This window comes from Lysinibacillus sp. KU-BSD001 (assembly GCF_042920265.1).
Classification (GTDB): Bacteria; Bacillota; Bacilli; order Bacillales_A; family Planococcaceae; genus Lysinibacillus_B.
Genome location: NZ_JBDQZI010000008.1, coordinates 147,092 through 165,955 on the forward strand (window position 1 = coordinate 147,092; position 18,864 = coordinate 165,955).

General features: G+C 40.2%; 18 protein-coding genes, 1 pseudogene and 2 riboswitches. Of the genes and pseudogenes, 18 read left to right on the forward strand and 1 reads right to left on the reverse strand.

The window, feature by feature from the left end; all coding sequences use genetic code 11:
* From AAGS61_RS13235 to AAGS61_RS13300, 14 genes are all read left to right on the forward strand, one after another.
* Positions 1 to 1,359: a cobyrinate a,c-diamide synthase gene (locus AAGS61_RS13235; protein ID WP_391372608.1), complete on the forward strand. Its 1,359-nt coding sequence runs from the start codon at positions 1 to 3 to the stop codon at positions 1,357 to 1,359.
* Entirely contained in the window at positions 1,356 to 1,994 is a 639-nt protein-coding gene (locus AAGS61_RS13240) for a precorrin-2 dehydrogenase/sirohydrochlorin ferrochelatase family protein (protein ID WP_391372611.1), read from the forward strand. Before AAGS61_RS13235 ends, AAGS61_RS13240 begins: the two co-directional genes overlap by 4 nt.
* Complete coding sequence (gene cobA / locus AAGS61_RS13245; RefSeq protein WP_391372709.1) at positions 1,988 to 2,749, forward strand: uroporphyrinogen-III C-methyltransferase; 762 nt, start codon at positions 1,988 to 1,990, stop codon at positions 2,747 to 2,749. The genes AAGS61_RS13240 and cobA overlap by 7 nt, the downstream gene beginning before the upstream one ends.
* Positions 2,746 to 3,306: a nitroreductase family protein gene (locus tag AAGS61_RS13250; RefSeq protein WP_391372613.1), complete on the forward strand. Its 561-nt coding sequence runs from the start codon at positions 2,746 to 2,748 to the stop codon at positions 3,304 to 3,306. Before cobA ends, AAGS61_RS13250 begins: the two co-directional genes overlap by 4 nt.
* Before the next feature lie 10 nt (positions 3,307 to 3,316).
* On the forward strand, positions 3,317 to 3,856 hold the full coding sequence (locus tag AAGS61_RS13255) for a cob(I)yrinic acid a,c-diamide adenosyltransferase (protein ID WP_391372616.1): 540 nt from the start codon (positions 3,317 to 3,319) through the stop codon (positions 3,854 to 3,856).
* Positions 3,856 to 5,334, forward strand: coding sequence for a cobyric acid synthase (locus AAGS61_RS13260; RefSeq protein ID WP_391372618.1), 1,479 nt, complete (start codon positions 3,856 to 3,858; stop codon positions 5,332 to 5,334). The genes AAGS61_RS13255 and AAGS61_RS13260 overlap by 1 nt, the downstream gene beginning before the upstream one ends.
* Positions 5,327 to 5,505, forward strand: a riboswitch (cobalamin riboswitch). (Overlaps the previous gene by 8 nt.)
* A gap of 147 nt (positions 5,506 to 5,652) precedes the next feature.
* Positions 5,653 to 6,489: a class I SAM-dependent methyltransferase gene (locus tag AAGS61_RS13265; RefSeq protein ID WP_391372620.1), complete on the forward strand. Its 837-nt coding sequence runs from the start codon at positions 5,653 to 5,655 to the stop codon at positions 6,487 to 6,489.
* Positions 6,486 to 7,703 carry a CbiX/SirB N-terminal domain-containing protein gene (locus AAGS61_RS13270; RefSeq protein ID WP_391372623.1) on the forward strand — a complete coding sequence of 406 codons (1,218 nt, stop codon included), beginning with the start codon at positions 6,486 to 6,488 and terminating at the stop codon, positions 7,701 to 7,703. Before AAGS61_RS13265 ends, AAGS61_RS13270 begins: the two co-directional genes overlap by 4 nt.
* A gap of 560 nt (positions 7,704 to 8,263) precedes the next feature.
* Positions 8,264 to 8,448: riboswitch (cobalamin riboswitch) on the forward strand.
* Positions 8,449 to 8,559: 111 nt separating this feature from the next.
* Complete coding sequence (locus AAGS61_RS13275) at positions 8,560 to 8,784, forward strand: glutaredoxin family protein (RefSeq protein WP_391372626.1); 225 nt, start codon at positions 8,560 to 8,562, stop codon at positions 8,782 to 8,784.
* The gene (gene nrdI, locus AAGS61_RS13280) at positions 8,781 to 9,170 is read left to right on the forward strand and encodes a class Ib ribonucleoside-diphosphate reductase assembly flavoprotein NrdI (protein ID WP_391372629.1); all 390 of its coding nucleotides are present in this window, start codon (positions 8,781 to 8,783) and stop codon (positions 9,168 to 9,170) included. The genes AAGS61_RS13275 and nrdI overlap by 4 nt, the downstream gene beginning before the upstream one ends.
* Positions 9,145 to 11,238, forward strand: a complete 2,094-nt coding sequence (gene nrdE / locus AAGS61_RS13285) for a class 1b ribonucleoside-diphosphate reductase subunit alpha (RefSeq protein ID WP_391372632.1) — start codon at positions 9,145 to 9,147, stop codon at positions 11,236 to 11,238. The genes nrdI and nrdE overlap by 26 nt, the downstream gene beginning before the upstream one ends.
* On the forward strand, positions 11,226 to 12,206 hold the full coding sequence (gene nrdF / locus AAGS61_RS13290) for a class 1b ribonucleoside-diphosphate reductase subunit beta (protein WP_391372635.1): 981 nt from the start codon (positions 11,226 to 11,228) through the stop codon (positions 12,204 to 12,206). Before nrdE ends, nrdF begins: the two co-directional genes overlap by 13 nt.
* Before the next feature lie 2 nt (positions 12,207 to 12,208).
* Positions 12,209 to 12,742 carry a hypothetical protein gene (locus AAGS61_RS13295; protein WP_391372637.1) on the forward strand — a complete coding sequence of 178 codons (534 nt, stop codon included), beginning with the start codon at positions 12,209 to 12,211 and terminating at the stop codon, positions 12,740 to 12,742.
* Positions 12,743 to 12,745: 3 nt separating this feature from the next.
* On the forward strand, positions 12,746 to 13,699 hold the full coding sequence (locus AAGS61_RS13300) for an ABC transporter substrate-binding protein (protein ID WP_391372640.1): 954 nt from the start codon (positions 12,746 to 12,748) through the stop codon (positions 13,697 to 13,699).
* 153 nt (positions 13,700 to 13,852) lie between these two features.
* Here the strand turns inward: AAGS61_RS13300 and AAGS61_RS13305 are convergent.
* Positions 13,853 to 14,038: pseudogene (locus AAGS61_RS13305) on the reverse strand (transposase); the annotation flags it as partial.
* Positions 14,039 to 14,371: 333 nt separating this feature from the next.
* Here AAGS61_RS13305 and AAGS61_RS13310 point away from each other — a divergent pair.
* From AAGS61_RS13310 to AAGS61_RS13325, 4 genes are all read left to right on the forward strand, one after another.
* Positions 14,372 to 15,334, forward strand: a complete 963-nt coding sequence (locus AAGS61_RS13310) for an alpha/beta hydrolase (protein WP_391372643.1) — start codon at positions 14,372 to 14,374, stop codon at positions 15,332 to 15,334.
* 271 nt (positions 15,335 to 15,605) lie between these two features.
* Positions 15,606 to 16,046 (forward strand): GNAT family N-acetyltransferase, encoded by a 441-nt coding sequence (locus tag AAGS61_RS13315; protein WP_391372646.1) that lies wholly within the window; start codon positions 15,606 to 15,608, stop codon positions 16,044 to 16,046.
* 365 nt (positions 16,047 to 16,411) lie between these two features.
* Positions 16,412 to 18,016 carry a ribosomal protection-like ABC-F family protein gene (gene abc-f / locus AAGS61_RS13320; protein ID WP_391372649.1) on the forward strand — a complete coding sequence of 535 codons (1,605 nt, stop codon included), beginning with the start codon at positions 16,412 to 16,414 and terminating at the stop codon, positions 18,014 to 18,016.
* 214 nt (positions 18,017 to 18,230) lie between these two features.
* Positions 18,231 to 18,824 (forward strand): biotin transporter BioY, encoded by a 594-nt coding sequence (locus AAGS61_RS13325; protein ID WP_391372652.1) that lies wholly within the window; start codon positions 18,231 to 18,233, stop codon positions 18,822 to 18,824.
* Positions 18,825 to 18,864 lie beyond the last annotated feature (40 nt).

Sequence of the window (18,864 nt, forward strand, 5' to 3'; positions counted from 1 at the left end):
ATGAGTAATCGATTTGTCATTGCAGGTACGGGGAGCGATGTAGGAAAGACAACACTTACGATTGGGATTATGCGTGCGCTGATGGACAGAGGGCTTCGTGTACAAGGGTTTAAATGTGGACCGGATTATATCGACCCTTCTTATCATACTGCGGTAACAAAGCGTCCATCGCGTAATATTGATAGCTGGATGCTGTCGCATGAAATCGTTCAAACGATTGTGAGTCGTGCCTCAAAAGATGCGGATGTTGCCATCATTGAGGGCGTCATGGGACTTTACGACGGAAAGTCTCCTCTTGCAGATACAGGCTCAACCGCTGAAATTAGTCAGCTAACAAATAGCCCGGTTATTTTAATTGTCAATGCCGCAAGCATGGCACGGAGCGTCGCCGCTATTGTGAAGGGTTTCCAAGTATTAAATGAAAACGTGCACATTGCGGGTATTATTGCCAATAAGTTAGGGAGTAAAAGTCACTTTGATATCGTAAAAGCAGCGATTGAGCAAGAATGTAATGTTCCGGTCATTGGCTACTTATTAAAAGGAGCTGTCCCAACAATCCCAAGCCGCCATTTAGGGTTAATTCCAGCCATTGAACGCGGGGAGCTTGATGATTATTTTACTGAGCTTGCACAAAAAATTGAAGAAACGATTGACCTTGATCAATTACTAGCGATTACAAAGGCAGAACCGCTTGAAGCGACTTCAGCCATTTTTGAAAAGCGTCATACAGAAGCGGTGCATCTTGCAGTCGCAAAGGATGCGGCATTTAATTTTTATTATCAGGAAAATTTAGAGCTGTTAGAGGCAGCCGGAGCGGTCTTGCATTACTTCTCACCGCTTGCCAATGAAACAGTACCAGCAGAAGCGCAAGGCTTGTATATTGGTGGTGGTTTCCCAGAGGAGTTTGCTGAGCAATTAGCGGCTAACACGGAAGCGAATGAATCGATTCAAGCAGCGATTCGTAGTGGTCTGCCTACATTAGCGGAATGCGGTGGCTTTATGTATTGTACAGAGGCGATTGTAACACGTAGTGGTCAGCGTGTCCCAATGCTAGGCGTGATTTCAGGTCAGGTCGTGATGCAAGATAAGCTTGCGGCATTAGGTTACCGTGAAATTACGGGTATGGCAGGGAACTTTTTAATTGGTGAGGCGGAGCAAGCAAAAGGACATGAATTCCATTATTCAACATATGATGGGCACCATGAAACACCTGCTTATTTTTCAAAGGGACGTTTCCGAGCACAGCAGGAAGGCTATTTACACAAAAATTTAGTAGCCGGGTATACGCATTTTCATTTTGCGTCGAACCCACAGCTGATTGATAATTGGTTAACAGCTTGCAAGGAGGCTAGTCGATGAATTACTATCCAATTTGTTTAAATATTGATTATAAAAAAGTCGTCATTGTTGGTGGTGGTCATGTAGCAAGACAAAAACTGCAATCGCTACTACCAACAAAAGCACAGGTTGTTATTGTGAGTCCAACGATTGTATCAGAAATTCAAGCCTATATAGAGCAAGGTGTAGCGACTTGGCACGAAAAAGCGTTTGAGGCGAGTGATTTAGACGGGGCAGCGTTAATATTTGCTGTAACGAATAACGAAGAAGTCAATGATGCAGTAGAACAAGCTACACAGCATTGGCAATTACTAAGCCGAGCAGATGCGAAAGGGCATGTGGATTTTATTAATCCAGCCGTTGTTCGTCGTGGTGAATTTATGCTAACGGTATCCACTTCTGGTGCGAGCCCGTCGTTAACGAGAAAGGTAAAGGAAGACTTAGCCGAAGTGTACGATGAATCGTATGCAGACTATGTTACTTTTTTAAAGGAAGCCCGCCTTGATTTGCTGGAGAAATCGCTAGATCGTGAAGTAAAAAAACAAGCGTTACAGGCATTGCTTACACCAGAAGTGTTGTCATGGATTCGTCAAGGTGACACGGAAAAATGTCAGCAATTTTTACAACAGCTAGTACAAGAGGAGAAAACATTGTGAGTGGAATCGTTTATCTTGTTGGGGCAGGACCAGGTGATCCAAAGTTAATTACTGTATACGGCTTAGAGTGTATTCAGCGTGCGGATGTGATTGCCTACGACCGTCTAGTCAACAAAGAATTATTAAAGCATGCAAAACCTACTGCTCGCCTTATTTATTGCGGAAAAGAGCCAGGAAGACATGGGCTTATCCAAGATGAAATCAATCAATTACTTGTTGCAGAAGGATTAAAGGGGCACTGTGTTGTACGCTTGAAGGGTGGAGACCCATTTGTATTTGGTCGCGGTGCAGAGGAAGCAGCTGTTTTAAAAGAGGCAGGCGTTCCATACGAAATCGTACCCGGGATTACAGCTGGTATTGCAGCACCAGCTTATGCAGGGATTCCAGTGACACATCGCGATTTTGCGACAAGCTTTGCGATTGTAACAGGGCATGGCCGAGCAGAAAAAGGACAAGATTTCTTAGATTGGGCTTCTTTAAAAGGCATCGATACAATCGCGTTCTATATGAGTGTCGGGAATATCGCGCATATTACGGCACAGTTAATTGCTCATGGGAAAGTACCGACGACACCTGTTGCGGTCATTGAATGGGGAACAACGAGTGATCAGCGTACATTTACGGCGACACTTGAAACGATTACGGCTTGTATTCAAAACGAGCAAATCGTGAATCCAGCCATGATTTTAGTCGGTGAGGTTGTCAAAGTAAGAGAACAAATTGAATGGTTTAAAGAAGGGGTGTTGAGCAAATGACAATGCTTGAAAAATTAAAGCAACGCCGTGCCATTCGTCAATACGAACAAAAGCCGGTAGAGCGTGAAAAAATTGAGCAATTATTGCAAGCAGCAACGTATGCGCCCAACGACCGTATGCGTGAGCCTTGGCACTTTTATGTACTACAAGGTGATAGCTTAAAGCGTTATGAAGAAATGGCGAATGCTTATTTACAGGAACGTTTCCCAACGAAACCTCATTTAGTGGCAAGCTCACTAGAAGTGATTCAAACGACACCACTTGTGATTGTGGTAACGGCGGATAAAGTTGCTGGAGACGAAGGGGCTACAAAGGACAATGAATTTGCTGTGTGTAGTGCCATTATGTCCATGTGGCTTGCAGCGGAAGAATTAGGACTTGGCTTTGTATGGCGTACACGCGGTGTAGGGCTTGTTCACGATGAGCGTATGCACCAATTTATCGGTGCGACAGAAGAGCAACAAGTAATCGGTACGCTATTTATCGGCTATCCTGCAGAAACACCAACAACGGAGAAAAAACGCTCACATTTTAGTGAGAAGACGACGTGGTTATAGGGGGAGCGGCATGACAAAAAGAGGACTTGTACTCGTTTATACAGGGGATGGCAAAGGAAAAACAACTGCTTCACTCGGTGTCACATTACGTGCGATTGGTCGAGGCATGAACGTCAAGTACTTGCAATTCATTAAATCACCAGAGCGTACATACGGTGAGCAACTGGCGCTACGTAAATTGGGTGTCGAAACGGAACAGCTAGGTATCGGCTTTACGTGGACAAAAACACCAGAGGAACATCGTGTTGCCTTGCAAAAGGCGTGGAGTAAAGTGAAAAAAGCACTGCAAGATGAATCAATTGATTTACTTGTCTTGGACGAATTAAACAATGCACTGGCGATTACCAAATTCCCAATCGATGATGTACTCCCTTTAGCAGAAGTGTTAGAAGCGATTCAAAACCGACCGCCCCATATGCATTTGGTCATTACGGGACGTTCTGCCAACCCAGCGATTGTCGCGTTAGCTGATTTAGTATCGACAATTGAACCGACGAAGCATTATTATGCAGACCAAGATGTGTCTGCTGTGAAAGGACTTGAATTTTAATGAAAGCCATTATGGTTCAAGGGACAGCTTCAGACGTTGGAAAAAGTGTGATTTGTACAGCTTTATGTCGTATTTTAGCAAATGAAGGTTACCGCGTTGCTCCATTTAAATCCCAAAATATGGCGTTGAATTCATATATTACAGAAGACGGTGGCGAAATTGGACGTGCGCAAGGTGTGCAGGCAGAAGCCGCACGCACCATCGCGACAACGGATATGAACCCGATATTACTAAAGCCAAAGGGCGATATGGTATCTGAGGTCATTGTACACGGGAAGCCTTTTGCGAATATGGACGCTGTTTCGTACCGCGAACAGTTTGTTGAAGAAGTGATGCCACTAGTAAGATCATCTCTTCAGCGTTTATCACAACAATATGATGTGCTTGTGCTTGAAGGCGCTGGCAGTCCCGCAGAAATTAACTTAAAGGCAAGAGATATTGCCAATATGCGCATGGCACATGAAACGGATGCGGCAGTTATTTTAGTGGCAGATATTGAACGAGGTGGCGTTTTTGCGTCGATCGTCGGTACGTTGATGTTGTTAGATGAGGCGGAGCGAGCACGTGTAAAAGGCATTATTATTAATAAATTCCGCGGGATGAAGGAGCTACTTGATAGCGGGATTACGTGGTTAGAGGAATATACGAATATTCCAGTGCTCGGTTTAATTCCACATATCGATGTGCAAATCGAGGCAGAGGATTCGATGGCGTTATCGAGCTTGCGACTAAAAAAACCACAAGCTGAGGAGTTTCCAATCGATGTGGCGGTCATTTGTTTCCCGCGCATTTCGAACTTTACCGATCTCGACCCATTAATGGACGAGCCACAAGTAGGTGTACGCTTTGTCAAATCTGTGGCAGAGCTTAAAAATCCAACGGTTATTATTTTACCAGGGACAAAAAATACGGTAGAGGACTATGAATGGCTTGAAAAAACGGGGCTGGCACAGGCGATTCAGCAACATGTACAAAAGGGTACGTATATATTTGGTATTTGTGGTGGCTATCAAATGCTTGGGGAAACATTAATCGATGAGGAAGCGATTGAAGCAAGTGGTGGTCGGACTAAAACACTAGGGTTAGTACCGTTAGAAACGGTTTTTGTAGCAGAAAAACAAACGGTTCAAGTATCAGGCCAACTGTCTACTGGCGAACAGGTAACAGGCTATGAAATTCATTTAGGACGTACACGAGCAAACGATTTAGTGAAACCTTTTGTGCAATTGCATGACGGTCGAACAGATGGCGTTAGAAGTGACGATGATCGCATGATTGGTACGTATTTGCATGGAATTTTCCATAACCGACAGTTCACAAGAAATTATTTTAATCGAATTCGTCTTGAAAAAGGATTAGCAACAATTGATACAGCCGTGCAATCCGAAGCAGAGCGTCGCGAACAAGCCTATGAAATGCTTGATGTGCATGTGCGTCGCCACCTTAATATGGAGCTTTTATATACATTAATTACATAACATGTTGTTTGGTGTAGTGAAAACTACTTAATAGGGAAGTGTGATGCAAATTCACCACGGTACCCGCCACTGTGAAACGGAGCAACAAATCGACACCACTGCGTATGCGGGAAGGGATTTGTCTTGTGAGGATGTGAAGTCAGGAGACCTGCCAAATCAACACGAAATGTACCCACGGGATTATGGGAAGCATTGTACTACATATGATAGTGCTTGCTTTGCAATATTTCTGAGTAGACATTAATCAAAAGGTAAAGGGTGGGTCCTGAAAGCTTTAACTTTCTGGCTCCCCTTTCTTTGTTTAAAGGAGGTCGTAACTTGAAAGGACCATTAGCAATTGATTTTGAAAAGCTATGGCAGGAAGGGATGCTTGATTGGCACGGTAATATGCCAGAGCGAATGGTAGATGATTCGCTAGAGGAAGCCTTTTGGGCACAGTCGATGCAAAAAAAAGCGTACAAGCAAACCGAAGCCCATGCTATACCGATTTATAAAGTGATGAAAAAGTATATTGGACAGGAAGATTCCGTCATTGAAATCGGTCCTGGATGGGGAAATTATACATTTCCACTAGCAGAGGATGTAGCGAGATTAACATGTGTGGACGGTTCTGAAAGTGTGCTTTCTTATTTAGCCCAGTATTTTGAAGGAGCGAACCATGTGTCATTTATGCATGCGAAATGGGAAGAAGCAGCGCTGGAGCAACATGATGTCGTGTTAGGCGTGAATTGTTTTTACCGCATATACGAGATGCTCGACACGCTCAAGAAAATGAATGCACTAGCAAAAAAGCGAGCAATTATCGGCCTGACAACTGGACCGATTCAACCGCATTACAAAATATTAGATGAAAAATACGGCTATTCGATTAAATACCCACGCCGCGATTATATTGAAATTTTAAATATGCTGTATCAACTTGAGATTTATGCTGATTGCGAGATGATTCAACTGGAGCGTACGTATCATTATCCGACAATGGAAGCGCTAGTTGCTGCACAAAGTAAAAAAATCATCGACACGGACTTTTCAACGGAGCATGTACTTGATTCATTAGCGCCGTTTATTGAGCAGGATGCAGACGGAGTGCATTATCGCCATACATTTTATGCCGCGGTCATTTCGTGGGAGCCAAAAAAGGAGCTGACAACATGACAACATGGAATTTACAAGGGATGCAACGCCATTTGTTAATTTGTAACGGTAGTACATGTATGGGTGCAGGTGCTGAAGAAGTGACACTTGCTATCCGAGATGAAATTACAAAAAACAATCTAGATGAAATGATTCATACATCACGTACACGTTGTAACGGCCGTTGTAAGGATAAATGCGTCGTTATTTCCTATCCAGAAGGAAAATGGTATAGCGTACAAGATGAGCAAGTAGGAAGAGATATTGTAACAGGTCAAGTGGAAGACCAGCACATGATTTACAATATGACGCAAAATGGTTTAGCACAAGCAACGCCCACTTTTACAAAAGGTATATCGAAAACGAAAGTATTAAAACGAAAAGAAAAATCCAGTGCGACAAAAAAAGCGATATTATTCGTTGGGCATGGCAGCAGAGTAGAGGCTGGAAATGATGAGGTACGTGAGTTTATAGAACGTACAACCTACTTAATCGACCCTGCTATTTTAGTAGAAACATGTTTTTTAGAATTCGCTTCACCGAATATTGAAGACGGGATCGAGCTTTGTGTGGAAAAGGGCGCAGAGGAGATTCATGTGATTCCCATCATGCTACTCCATGCGGGACATTCTAAAATGCACATCCCAGCAGAGATTGAGCATGCAAGAGAACAATTCCCAGGAATCACCTTCACGTACGGGCAAACGATTGGGATTCATGCGGGAATTTTTGAAATTTTATTGGAACGGTTAAAAGAAATTGGCTTTGACCCATACGAAAAACATGAACATACAGCTATCTTATTAGTAGGACGCGGTGGAAGCGATGAAGAAGCGAACGGGGATTTCTATAAAATTTCACGCTTACTTTGGGAAAAGCTTGACGTTCCTTGGGTAGAAAGTGCGTTTATGGGTGTAGCAACGCCAACAGTTGACGAGGGCATTGAGCGCTGTGTGAAGTTTGGGGCGAAAAAAATCATTATGCTGCCATACTTCCTATTTACAGGTATTTTAATGAAGCGCATGTACAAAATGCGTGATAACTACGAAGTGACCTATCCAAATGTGGACATTCAAATTGCTAATTATTTTGGCTATCATCCAAAGCTACAACATGTGCTTGTAGAACGTGCCGAGCAAGCGATGAATGGGTCATCGACAGGGATGCAAGATTTAGAGAACTTTAGAAAATATGCAGAAGAACATGGATATGAGCATCATCACCATCATCATTAAAAACCATGCTTACGATGTTTTATAAAAGGGGGCTTATTCACTTATTGAACAAGCCTCCTTTCGTGTGCGCTAAACCATCTTCTGACAAATTTTGCGAAGGTGTTCACTATCCAATGGAGTAAAGTCGTGTATGGAGTTTCAGAATGAATGGTTCCGTCTGAAAATGCATTTTGATGTGACCACCGCAGGAGCAATATTTCTTAATGGATAATTATTAAGGCAGGTGTGTTGATTATCAAAATATTTCCTGTATAGAAGCGTGTTTTTTAGATGAAATGTAATCAAAAATGACTTGCTAGTTGATTGTAGCCGAATGGAGCGGAAATCAACGTTTCACACGATTTAATTAACAATAAAAGGTAAATCGACACGCTTGTTATTAAGGAGTAAAGGGATGTCCAATTTTGTCGTCCGATGTATAAAGAAATAGCATGATTTTACGCTACTTATGAGCTAAAAATAACCGAATGGAATCAAACTTTGTAAGCAATTTCAAAAATAGCTTTGCAGAACATTTCAAGACATGCTATACTAAGTTCTGTTGAAATAAAACAATATATTGTGTTAGTTCTAGTGAGGGTACTACTATATGTAGTTTAAAAGGGAAGAACGGTGTAAATCCGTCGCTGTCCCCGCAACTGTAAATGCTGACGATGACGAAACAATCCACTGTACATTTTTGTATGGGAAGGAGCGTCAAAGGATGAAGCAAAGCCAGGAGACCTGCCTACCTAGACGACTGTACATTTCTTCGGGGGATAGGAAATGGAGGCGGACTCTTTTTTGACGTTTCCATTTCAAGCTACCTCATTGTTAGGTAGCTTTTTTTATTTTTATATGAGAAAGGAAGAATAGTATGAAACTATATACAAAAACAATTTGCCCAAAATGTTTATGGGTGAAATCAGAACTACAACAGGCAGGCTTATCAGCAGATTGGATTAATATTGATCATGACACAGCGGCTATGGAGAAAATACAGCAGGCAGGCTTCTCTTCTGTACCAATTTTAGAAGTGAATGGTGAACTGATTGGGGATATTCCAAACATCCTCTCGAAAATTGAAGCGATGCAAGCATGATTGTATATGCAAGTCGCACTGGAAACGTACGCTATGTGACACAAACTTTACAACTCCCAAACATTGAAATGAATGAAGTACAACAACTGACAACACCCTTTTTATTATTTACATATACAGATGGTTTAGGCGATATTCCAGTACGAGTAGAACAGTTTATGAAACAACATTACAAGCTTTGTAGAGGGATCATTGTTAGTGGGAATAGCAATTTTGGTCATCAAGTGTTTGGACAAGCAGGCGATAAATTAGCCGCGCTGTATAACATTCCACTTGTATGTAAATTAGATTTGCGTGGCACAGCGAAGGATTATGCGGCAATTCAAGCATTTTACTATGAGCATATACAGGAGGGACAGCATGAAGCAGTATTTGAAATTAAATAATGAGGTGCTTAATCGTTATCGTGCAACAGGCGAGCTTGATTTAGTGAAGGACTTAGAGGCAACGAGACGCTATTTTTTAGAAGATGTCAATGTACGCATGCGTTATTTCATTGATTTAGAGGAAAAGCTTCGCTATTTAGTGGATGAAGGCTATTATGAGCCAGCATTTTTAGACATGTACTCATTTGACTTTATTAAGCGGTTATACAAAAAGGCGTATGCGTATCATTTTCGCTTCCCGTCTTTCATGAGTGCCAGTAAATTTTATGAAAGCTATGCGATGAAAAGTCGCGATGGCAACGAGATTTTAGAAAAGTATGAGGACCGAATCGTTATTATTGCACTATATTTAGCACAAGGTGATGAGCAGTTAGCAGAGCGCGCGGTAGAAGCGATAATGGAAGCATACCAACCAGCTACCCCGACAGCGCTTAATAGTGGGAAAAAAGCACGCGGTGAGTTAGTAAGCTGCTTTAAGCTAACAATGGACGATACGATGAACTCCATTGCCGAAAATATTGGCTACTGTTTAGAGCTTTCCCGCCTTGGTGGTGGTGTTGGTGTGAACTTGACAGATTTACGCCCACTCGGTGATCCGATTAAAGGCATACTGAACCGAGCAAGTGGTGTGATGCCTGTGGCGAAGTTACTTGAAAATTCGTTTAGCTACTCCAATCAACTCGGACAACGTAACGGATCAGGTGTTGTGTATTTAAATATTTTCCATGGCGATATCGAAAGCTTTATTTCATCCAAAAAGCCAAATGCCGATGATAAAATTCGGCTTGCGACATTATCAACAGGCATTATTATTCCAAGCATTTTCTTTGAGTTAATGCGAAGAGACAAAGATATTGTTCTATTCAGTAGTTACGATATTTATAAGGAATATGGCAAACGGATGTCTGAAATGTCAATTTCAGAGATGTATTATGAGCTACTCGATAATCCGAATATTCGTAAATTGAAGAGACTAAATGCGAGAAAGCTTTATACAGAAGTGAAAAAAGCGCAGTTTGAATCGGGCTATCCGTTTGAAATCTTTGATGATAATGTGAACAATGCCCATCCGTTAAAAAACATCGGGCGTGTCAAAATGTCTAATTTGTGTACAGAAATTTTGCAATTTCAGGAAACGAGTGTAATTACCGATCAAGATCAGCCAAATGAATACGGCATGGATGTGTCGTGTAATTTAGGCTCGATTGATATTTACAAAGCGACGAAAGTAAAAGATTTTGATGTGCTCGTAGATACAGCGGTACGTTTACTGACGAATGTATCGAAAATGACCTACATTAAAAACGTACCATCTGTCGCAAAGGCAAATGAACGTATGCATTCGATTGGATTAGGTGTCATGAATTTACACGGTCATCTCGCGACGGAAGGGATTCGTTATGGCTCAGAGGAATCCATCGAATTTATGGATCATTTTATGGAAGCGATCAATTACTTTAGCTTGAAATCATCAATGGAAATTGCAAAGGAAACAGGGCAAACATTTTACCGATTTGCGGACAGTGATTACGCGAATGGTGAATATTTCAATCAGTATACGAACAAAGAGTTATCGCAATTATCGGATAGCGCGAAAAAAGCGTTAGGTAATGTGCCGTTCATTACAAAGGGAATGTGGCAGGAACTTCAGCAACAAGTAGAGCAGTATGGTTTGTTCCATGCTTACCGACTTGCGGTTGCTCCGACTGGGAGTATTTCCTATATCCGCTCTTGCACGGCTAGCATTAGTCCGATTACAGAACGCGTGGAAATTCGTGATTATGCAGATAGCCGCACGATTTATCCGATGCCGTTTTTAACAAACGATAATGAGCATTTATATACAGAAGCATACGATGTCAATCCGTACGATTTAATAGACTTATACGCAGCAGCACAGCAGCATGTTGACCAAGGCATTTCGATGACACTTTATGTAACAGATGCGTGGACAACTGAGCAGCTTGCCAAAGTGTATATTTATGCTTGGATGAAAGGCATTAAATCCGTTTATTATGTGCGTCAGCGTCTACAAAGCTTGGAGGAGTGTGTGGCATGTCAAATTTAACTTTTGAGGCGGTCAACTGGAATAAGCCGACAAGTGATTTAGCGCAAGTTTTTTGGGATCAGCAGTGGAAGCAAATTTGGTTTCCAGAAGAAATTGCGGTTTCAAAAGATGTCAAGCAGTGGCAAAGCTTTGAACATCAAGATACGTATAAAAAAGTATTTGGTGGGCTGACATTACTGGATACCGTACAAACAAATATTGGCATGAACGAGATTGCCAAGTTTACACCTGATTTACAGGAGAAGGCTGTACTAACAGTTTTTGGAGCATTTGAGGCGATTCATGCTAAGTCGTATTCGTATATTTTTACGACGCTTTGTACAAATAGCGAAATCGATGAAGTATTTGAATGGGTCAAAAAAAATGAGTTTCTTCAATATAAAGCAAACCGTATTAGCGAAGTGTACCAGGCAATTGAAGAAGATAATCCAGAGTCACTTTGGAAGGCGATGTATGCGTCGGTTATGCTCGAATCGTTCCTGTTTTACTCCGGTTTCTTTTACCCATTGTATTTAGGGGGACAAGGGTTCTTGCGTAATAGCGCGGAAGTGATTTCGTTAATTTTACGTGACGAGTCCATTCACGGTGTCGCAGTTGGTTTCTTTGCACAAAACTTATTTAAACAGTTTAGCCAAGAACAGCAAGATGCTTTAAAGCTATGGGGCTATGAGTTTTTACTTGATTTATATCAAAATGAAATGAAATATACAGATGATGTCTACGCGGAAACAGGTCTTTCACCAGAAGTAAGGGCGTACGTTCGTTACAATGCGAATAAAGCATTGATGAATGTAGGCTTTGATGCGATGTTTCCTGAGGAAGAGGTTAATCCAATCGTTATGAACGGTATTCGCAACGAAGGCTCAACTTACGACTTTTTCTCGCAGAAAGGTGCAACGTATGCAGTAGCGAAGGTAGCGCCGATAACAGATGACACCTTTAATTTTGAAGCAAGAAAGAAGGAATAAGGATGGCAAAAGATTGGCGTTATTCATGCTATCCATTTATGCGTGAAAAAAGTTGTCTAGTCGATTATGAAATTCGCACCGACTCGCTCACAACACGTATCGGAGACGCGATTGCTATATTAGAAGAATCGGAAAAAAATGCGGAAGTCATAGCGATTTTACGACAAATTCAACCGTTAGCCTATCATGTAAATGGCTCTGTTCGAGGGAGAGTGGCTATTACAACAGAGGATTTAGCATGGCTAGATGGCATTTATGATGAATTTGTGGAAAGAGCAGGAGAAACGATTCAACAATTTGTGCTACCGCAAGGGCATTCAGGTGCAACAGCGTTACATATTTGCCGAAGCGAAGCAAAGAAATCTTACCGTGCACTGCATAAAGTGAGTGAAGAGCGCGAAGTCCAAGAGATATTATTTCAATTTTTAGGACTACTTGCCAATGTATTTTTTGTACTAGCTGTGGAAGTAAATACAATTCATGGTGTAGAAGAAATACCATTTAAATCAAAATCATATGGAAAAATTGAGGGATAAACAATGAAGTACAAAATGAAATACGTAGCCCCACTTGCAGCCGCGCTTTTATTAGCTGCTTGTGGCGCTAAAGAAGAAGGGTCGACATCAGGGGCAGCACCTGCACCAGAAACAGAAGAAGCAGCTGAAGCTGGGCCATATACAGTTGTCGATGACCGAGGCAAGGAAGTGTCCTTTGAACAAGTACCTGAAACAATTGTTTCATTACAACCAAGTAACACTGAAATTTTATTTGCGCTTGGTGTAGGGGATAAAATCATCGGGGCAACAGACTACGATAATTATCCAGAAGCCGCTCAAGACATTGAGCGTGTATCGGATTCTTACACATTTAATGCTGAACGTATTATCGAAATGAATCCAGATGTAGTCATTGCGTATACAATTGGTGACGAAGCACAAGTGGAACAGCTAGAAGCAGCGGGTGTGAAAGTATTTGTGATTTCATCTGCCACATCGTTTGAGGATGTTTATGGTGATATTGAACAGCTTGGTGATGTTGTCGGGCAAGCCACAGTGGCAGACGAAGTAGTAGAAGATATTAAAGTGAAAATTTCTGAAGTACAAGAAAAAACAGCGGATGTAGCAAAATCAAAAATTTACTTTGAAATTGCACCTTCTCCAGATATTTGGACAACAGGTAGCAAAACATTCCAACAAGAAATTTTGGACGCAGCCGGTGTAGAAAATATTTTTGCTGATCAGCAAAAAGACTGGTTTAGCGTGTCAGCAGAAGATATCATTGCACGTAATCCTGAGCAAATTTTCACAACGGTCTACTACACAGAGGACCCAGTTGCTGAAATTAAAGCGCGCGCAAGCTGGGATCAAATCCAAGCGGTGCAAAACGACCTCGTATTCAAAATCGATGCAGATATAACGGGTCGCCCAGGTCCACGTATCGGGGAAGCAGTAGAGCTTGTGGCGAAAACGGCCTATCCTGAGTTATTTAAATAGAGAGAAAGCACCTTGGATGGAAGTGACCTTGAAAAATTATACAGGTTATTTCATTAGATAACGTGCTTAAAATGAGTTCGGTATGGCACCGAGCTCATTTTTAATTTTACCTTTATCCATTTGGTTCGTCACCAAAAGTCATGGGTGACAAAATCAGCAACCTATTTCCCATCGATAGTCAAAACCTTGTCTTTTGATGAATTTCATTTTATTGTTCGTGCCGTCCATAAAGCCATTCGATAGTAGCGAAAGAATAGTATCCAGTAACGCTTTTTCACGTGTTACCAATGTTTTCGCAATTTTAGAAACGGCACCATACAGATGAAATTGAAAGCACTTAAACCATGCTGTTGATTGTCGTCGCTTTCAACACGTATTTCAGAGGATTCAATGCTTGATAAATATGTTTTGTATGCAAATCTTCTTGGTGCTACTGTGCCACAAATCAACGTTCTTGATCAGATGGAAAAGAAGATTTGAAAAAGATGGTAACGTTAATAGCGTTTTGATAAACTTGGAGTACAAAGTGAAAACTCCTCCCGTGGTTTGTCTATTCAACAATTACAATACTTGAGTTTTCGCTTTTCTTCTATAATTAAATGTAAAAATATTGAATTAATAGAAAATAAATATTCTTTTTTATGGTGGAGAACAAGAATATAGGTGATAAATATGAAAGGAGGATTTAAACGTATTGTGTTGATAATATTTACAGTTATTATTTCGTTTATTGTGTTGATTCTTTCTGTGAGCTTTATTAAGCATAAAATACAACTGTCAAAAGAAGAAGAACTATTTGTTCCGACTGGGCAACTTGTAGAAGTTAATGGTCATCAAATGCACGTTTATATAGAAGGAAAAGGAGAAGAAACGCTTGTTTTTATGTCTGGTGGTGGCACGAGTTCACCTGCATTAGATTTTAAATCACTTTATTCCTTGTTAAGCAATCAATATAAAATTGTTGTTATTGAAAAGGCAGGCTATGGATTTAGCGAAGTGACAGATACTGATCGTGACATTGATACAATTCTAGCTGAAACAAAAGAAGCTCTTTTTAAATTAGGAGTTGAAGGCCCATATATTTTATTTCCTCATTCTATGTCTGGCATTGAAGCTTTGAAATGGGCGCAAGACTACCCTGATGAAATAAAAGCTATCATTGGATTAGATATGGCTGTTCCAACTGCATATGAAGATTTAGATATCAATATGTTCCTCGTTCGATTAGGTGCTTTAGCTGCAAATATTGGTTTAACCAGGTGGATTCCAAATCTATCAGAAAGTGCCGCAATAAAATATGGAAATTTAACAGATAAAGAGAAAAAGTTGTATAAAGTAATTTTTTATCGAAGAACATTGACTCAGGATATGATCAATGAAATAAATAATATAAAAGCAAATGCACAAAAAGTCAAAAAAGTTGGAATGCCGAACATTCCTATACTTTTGTTTTCATCCAATGGTCAGGGAACAGGCTTTGATAATAAAACGTGGAATGGAATTCAACATGATTTTATTAGTATGATTTCTAATGGGAAATTAATTAAGTTAGATTCATCTCACTATGTTCATAGTATTGACTATGAGCGAATAGCTGAGGAATCAGAAGAGTTTATAGAAAGTTTAAATCGTTAATATAAGCGAATATTTAACTCTTATGCATACCTTTTTTTCTTAGTTGTACTAACGGTGCGGTTTAAGAAGAAGTGTTTAAACAATGTTGTCAGCGTTACACTTATTGGCTTTGAAATTCAGATGAGTAGAATAAAAGGAAAATAAAACTTTAGTTAAAACCATTCACTAGAAAGACAGAAAAATGTAGTACGTGGATTAAATTCGTCGGATCAATATAATGCGAAAGAAATTGCAATGTTAATGGAAGAACATATAGAAAGGGAAGATAGGTATGGAGATTGAACAATTGACGGAAAATCGTTTAGAAGAAACAAGCAAGTTGCTCGATGAATATCGCCAGTTTTATGAACAACCAAGTGATGTAGCAGCGGCGAAGTATTTTTTACAACAGCGCTTGGTAAACAAAGATTCTATAGTATTTATTGCAATAATTGAACATGTGACGGTTGGATTTGTCCAGCTTTATCCTACGTTTTCTACAGTTGGGCTAAAGCGAGCGTATATTTTAAATGATTTATACGTAAGTCCAATTGCTCGGCAAAAAGGCGTAGCACAAGCGCTCATTGAACGATGCTTTACTTTTTGTGAGGCGCAAAATGCACGTTATATTACATTAGAAACATCACTCTCCAATGTACATGCGCAAAAAATTTATGAAAAAGTCGGAATGCATATAGAAGATAGCGTCTTACATTATATTAAATATTGGTAGGGGAATTTATAACTTAACCGCATAGAAACTCGGACAGTAGCGTATAATCAGAAAAGTCAAACTATTACAAAAAATCTAGGCTTCCAAAAGAAGATTATAAAAAACTTTGACTAGCGAAAAATCGCTATGCTATAGTGAAACTAACAAACATGAAGGGAAGATGGGTGGCCGATGTTAAACTAATCTTATTTTTTGGACCAAATCGAACAGTCGATTCAACAAACAATAGGATTAGTCTGCCCATTTCCATAAATAACGTAGCTTATCTTTAAAGGGATAAGTGTATTTGTGTATGCTGTAGATTAATCCTTCCAATTCAATTTGGGAGGATTTTTTTGTTCCTCCCAAGCTTAGGAGGGGTTTATGTGAAAGAATTATTAAAGCTGAACAATGTCATGATTTCGATTCAAGAGCAAATGCTTCTGAAAGAAATCACGTTAACGATTAAAGAAAAAGAAGTAATCGGTATTATTGGAAAAAATGGAGTGGGGAAATCGACACTGCTAGAGGTCATTGCTCAAAATAGAAAACCATCAAACGGAACGATACAACATCTACAACCAATCGAAATTGCTTATGTCAAGCAGGAGGTAGCACACTTTTTACCTGAACAAATAAAGCCGCTATGGTCGATTCCGAAAGCTCCTTATGAGGATTTAAGTGGTGGGGAGAAGTTAAAGCTACGATTAATGCAAGGGTTTCAAGCAAATGCACATATTTTATTATTAGATGAGCCTACGAATCATTTAGATGCCCAGTCGTTACCGCTACTCATAGAAGAAATCAAAAATTATCAAGGTGCTGTCGTGATTGTCTCCCATGATCGTTACTTTTTAGACGAAGTGGCGACAACGATTTGGGCCATTGAAGATGAGCGAATAACGCCGTATCAAGGGAACTATACGACCTATCAAAAGCAGCGAAATGAACAGCGGAAGGCACAGCAACATCAATATGAAGTGCAGCAAAGGGAAATGGAACGCGTTGAGCAACAACTAGCTAATTTAGCCTCTTGGTCAGAAAAAGCACATCGGCAATCAACGAAGCAGGAAGGTTTCAAAGAGTTTTATCGTGTCAAGGCAAAGCGGATGGATGCGCAAGTAAAGTCCAAACGTAAACGGTTAGAAAAAGAGCTTGACAAGCATCAAGTAGAGGCAGTGAAAGAGGAATATGCGGTTGATTTTTCCATTCCTCAGAGCAGAAAGCGCGGAAAGCGATTAATGGAGCTAAAAAATGTTAGCAAAAGCTATAGCAACTATCACTTATTCAAGCACGTGAATGGAACGATGCTTACAGGTGATAAAATTGCGCTCGTTGGTCCAAACGGAGCAGGGAAAACGACATTACTCAATATACTAATGGGGCTTGAATCGGCTGAAGGCGAGATTTGGCTTTCACCAACAGCACAAATCGGTTATTTAACACAAAATGTATTTGATTTGCCACTAGATCAAACGCCGGAGCAGTTTTTCTATCAACCGACATTTGAAGGGCGTGGAAAAGTACAACATTTAATGAAACACCTTGGCTTTACGAGTGTACAGTGGGCACAGCCTTTTGACAGTATGAGCATGGGGGAGCGTGTGAAATGTAAACTGATGCAATACATTTTAGAGCAAAAAGATTTGCTTATACTTGATGAACCGACAAACCATTTAGACTTGCCATCACGTGAGCAACTTGAAAAAATATTACGTGATTATACTGGTTCATTGCTTGTTGTCTCACATGACCGCTATTTTATCGAAAAAATAACGAATAAAACGTGGGAAATAAAAAACGGTCAAATTCAAGCGCCAACAGTAGTCCAAAAGACAGATGCAAATGAAGCAAGGCGGCTGCAGCTATTAAACGAACAGCAAGAGATACTAGGAAAATTATCGTTTATGAAGACGAGTCATTCGGAATATGCCCAGTTAGATCAGCGTTTTAATGAAATCGTAAATGAGTTAAAGAAAATAAAAGAGTAAGATAGTAGAAGTGGCAATTGCTACTTCTACTATTTTAGTTAACTATAATAAAAAAAGAGTTGACATAAAAACGTATATTCTTTAATATTTTTGTTAACATAAAAATTTTTAAGGTTAACTTATAAATTCTATGCGATATAGGTGATTTTTTAGTCATTATATGATTCTTTTTTCTGCCTATATACGATTTCATTAATTGATAGGAGTGTCTTTTGTGGAAACAGTATCAAAACCTTTACCAAAGTGGCGCGTCGTTGATTTAGTGCATAGCGGATTATTTGCGACGCTAATGATGATCGGTGCCAATATTACAGCATTTGCGCCGTTTTTAGTAATCGGTGGTGTACCGATTACACTACAAACATTTTTTGCGATTCTCGCGGGTCTTGTGCTTGGTAGCAGAAAAGGGGCTATTGCTTGTACAGTTTATATGTTGGTTGGTCTTGCAGGTGCGCCAGTCTTTGCAAAATTTAGTGGCGGCTTCTCATCTGTTCTATTGCCAACATTCGGATTTATCGTAACATTTATTTTAAGTGCATTTATAGCGGGCTGGATTGTGGAGCGTTTCCAAACGTTTACGTCTTATGTTGTTGCAGCTTTACTAGCAATGGCTGTAAACTATGTAGTTGGGACAAACTGGATGTACTATGCTTATACATTATGGGCGGGGGCACCAGAAGGGTTCTCATACAAAATGGCTTGGGCTTGGATGATTCCGCCAATGCCAAAAGATATCGTTTTAGCCATTTTTGCAGGTTTCTTCGCTTATCGTATTCAGAAAACATTGAAATTTATTCCGATTAAATAGAAATAGAGAAATCCAGTTACTTGTTCTGTAAGGTACTGGA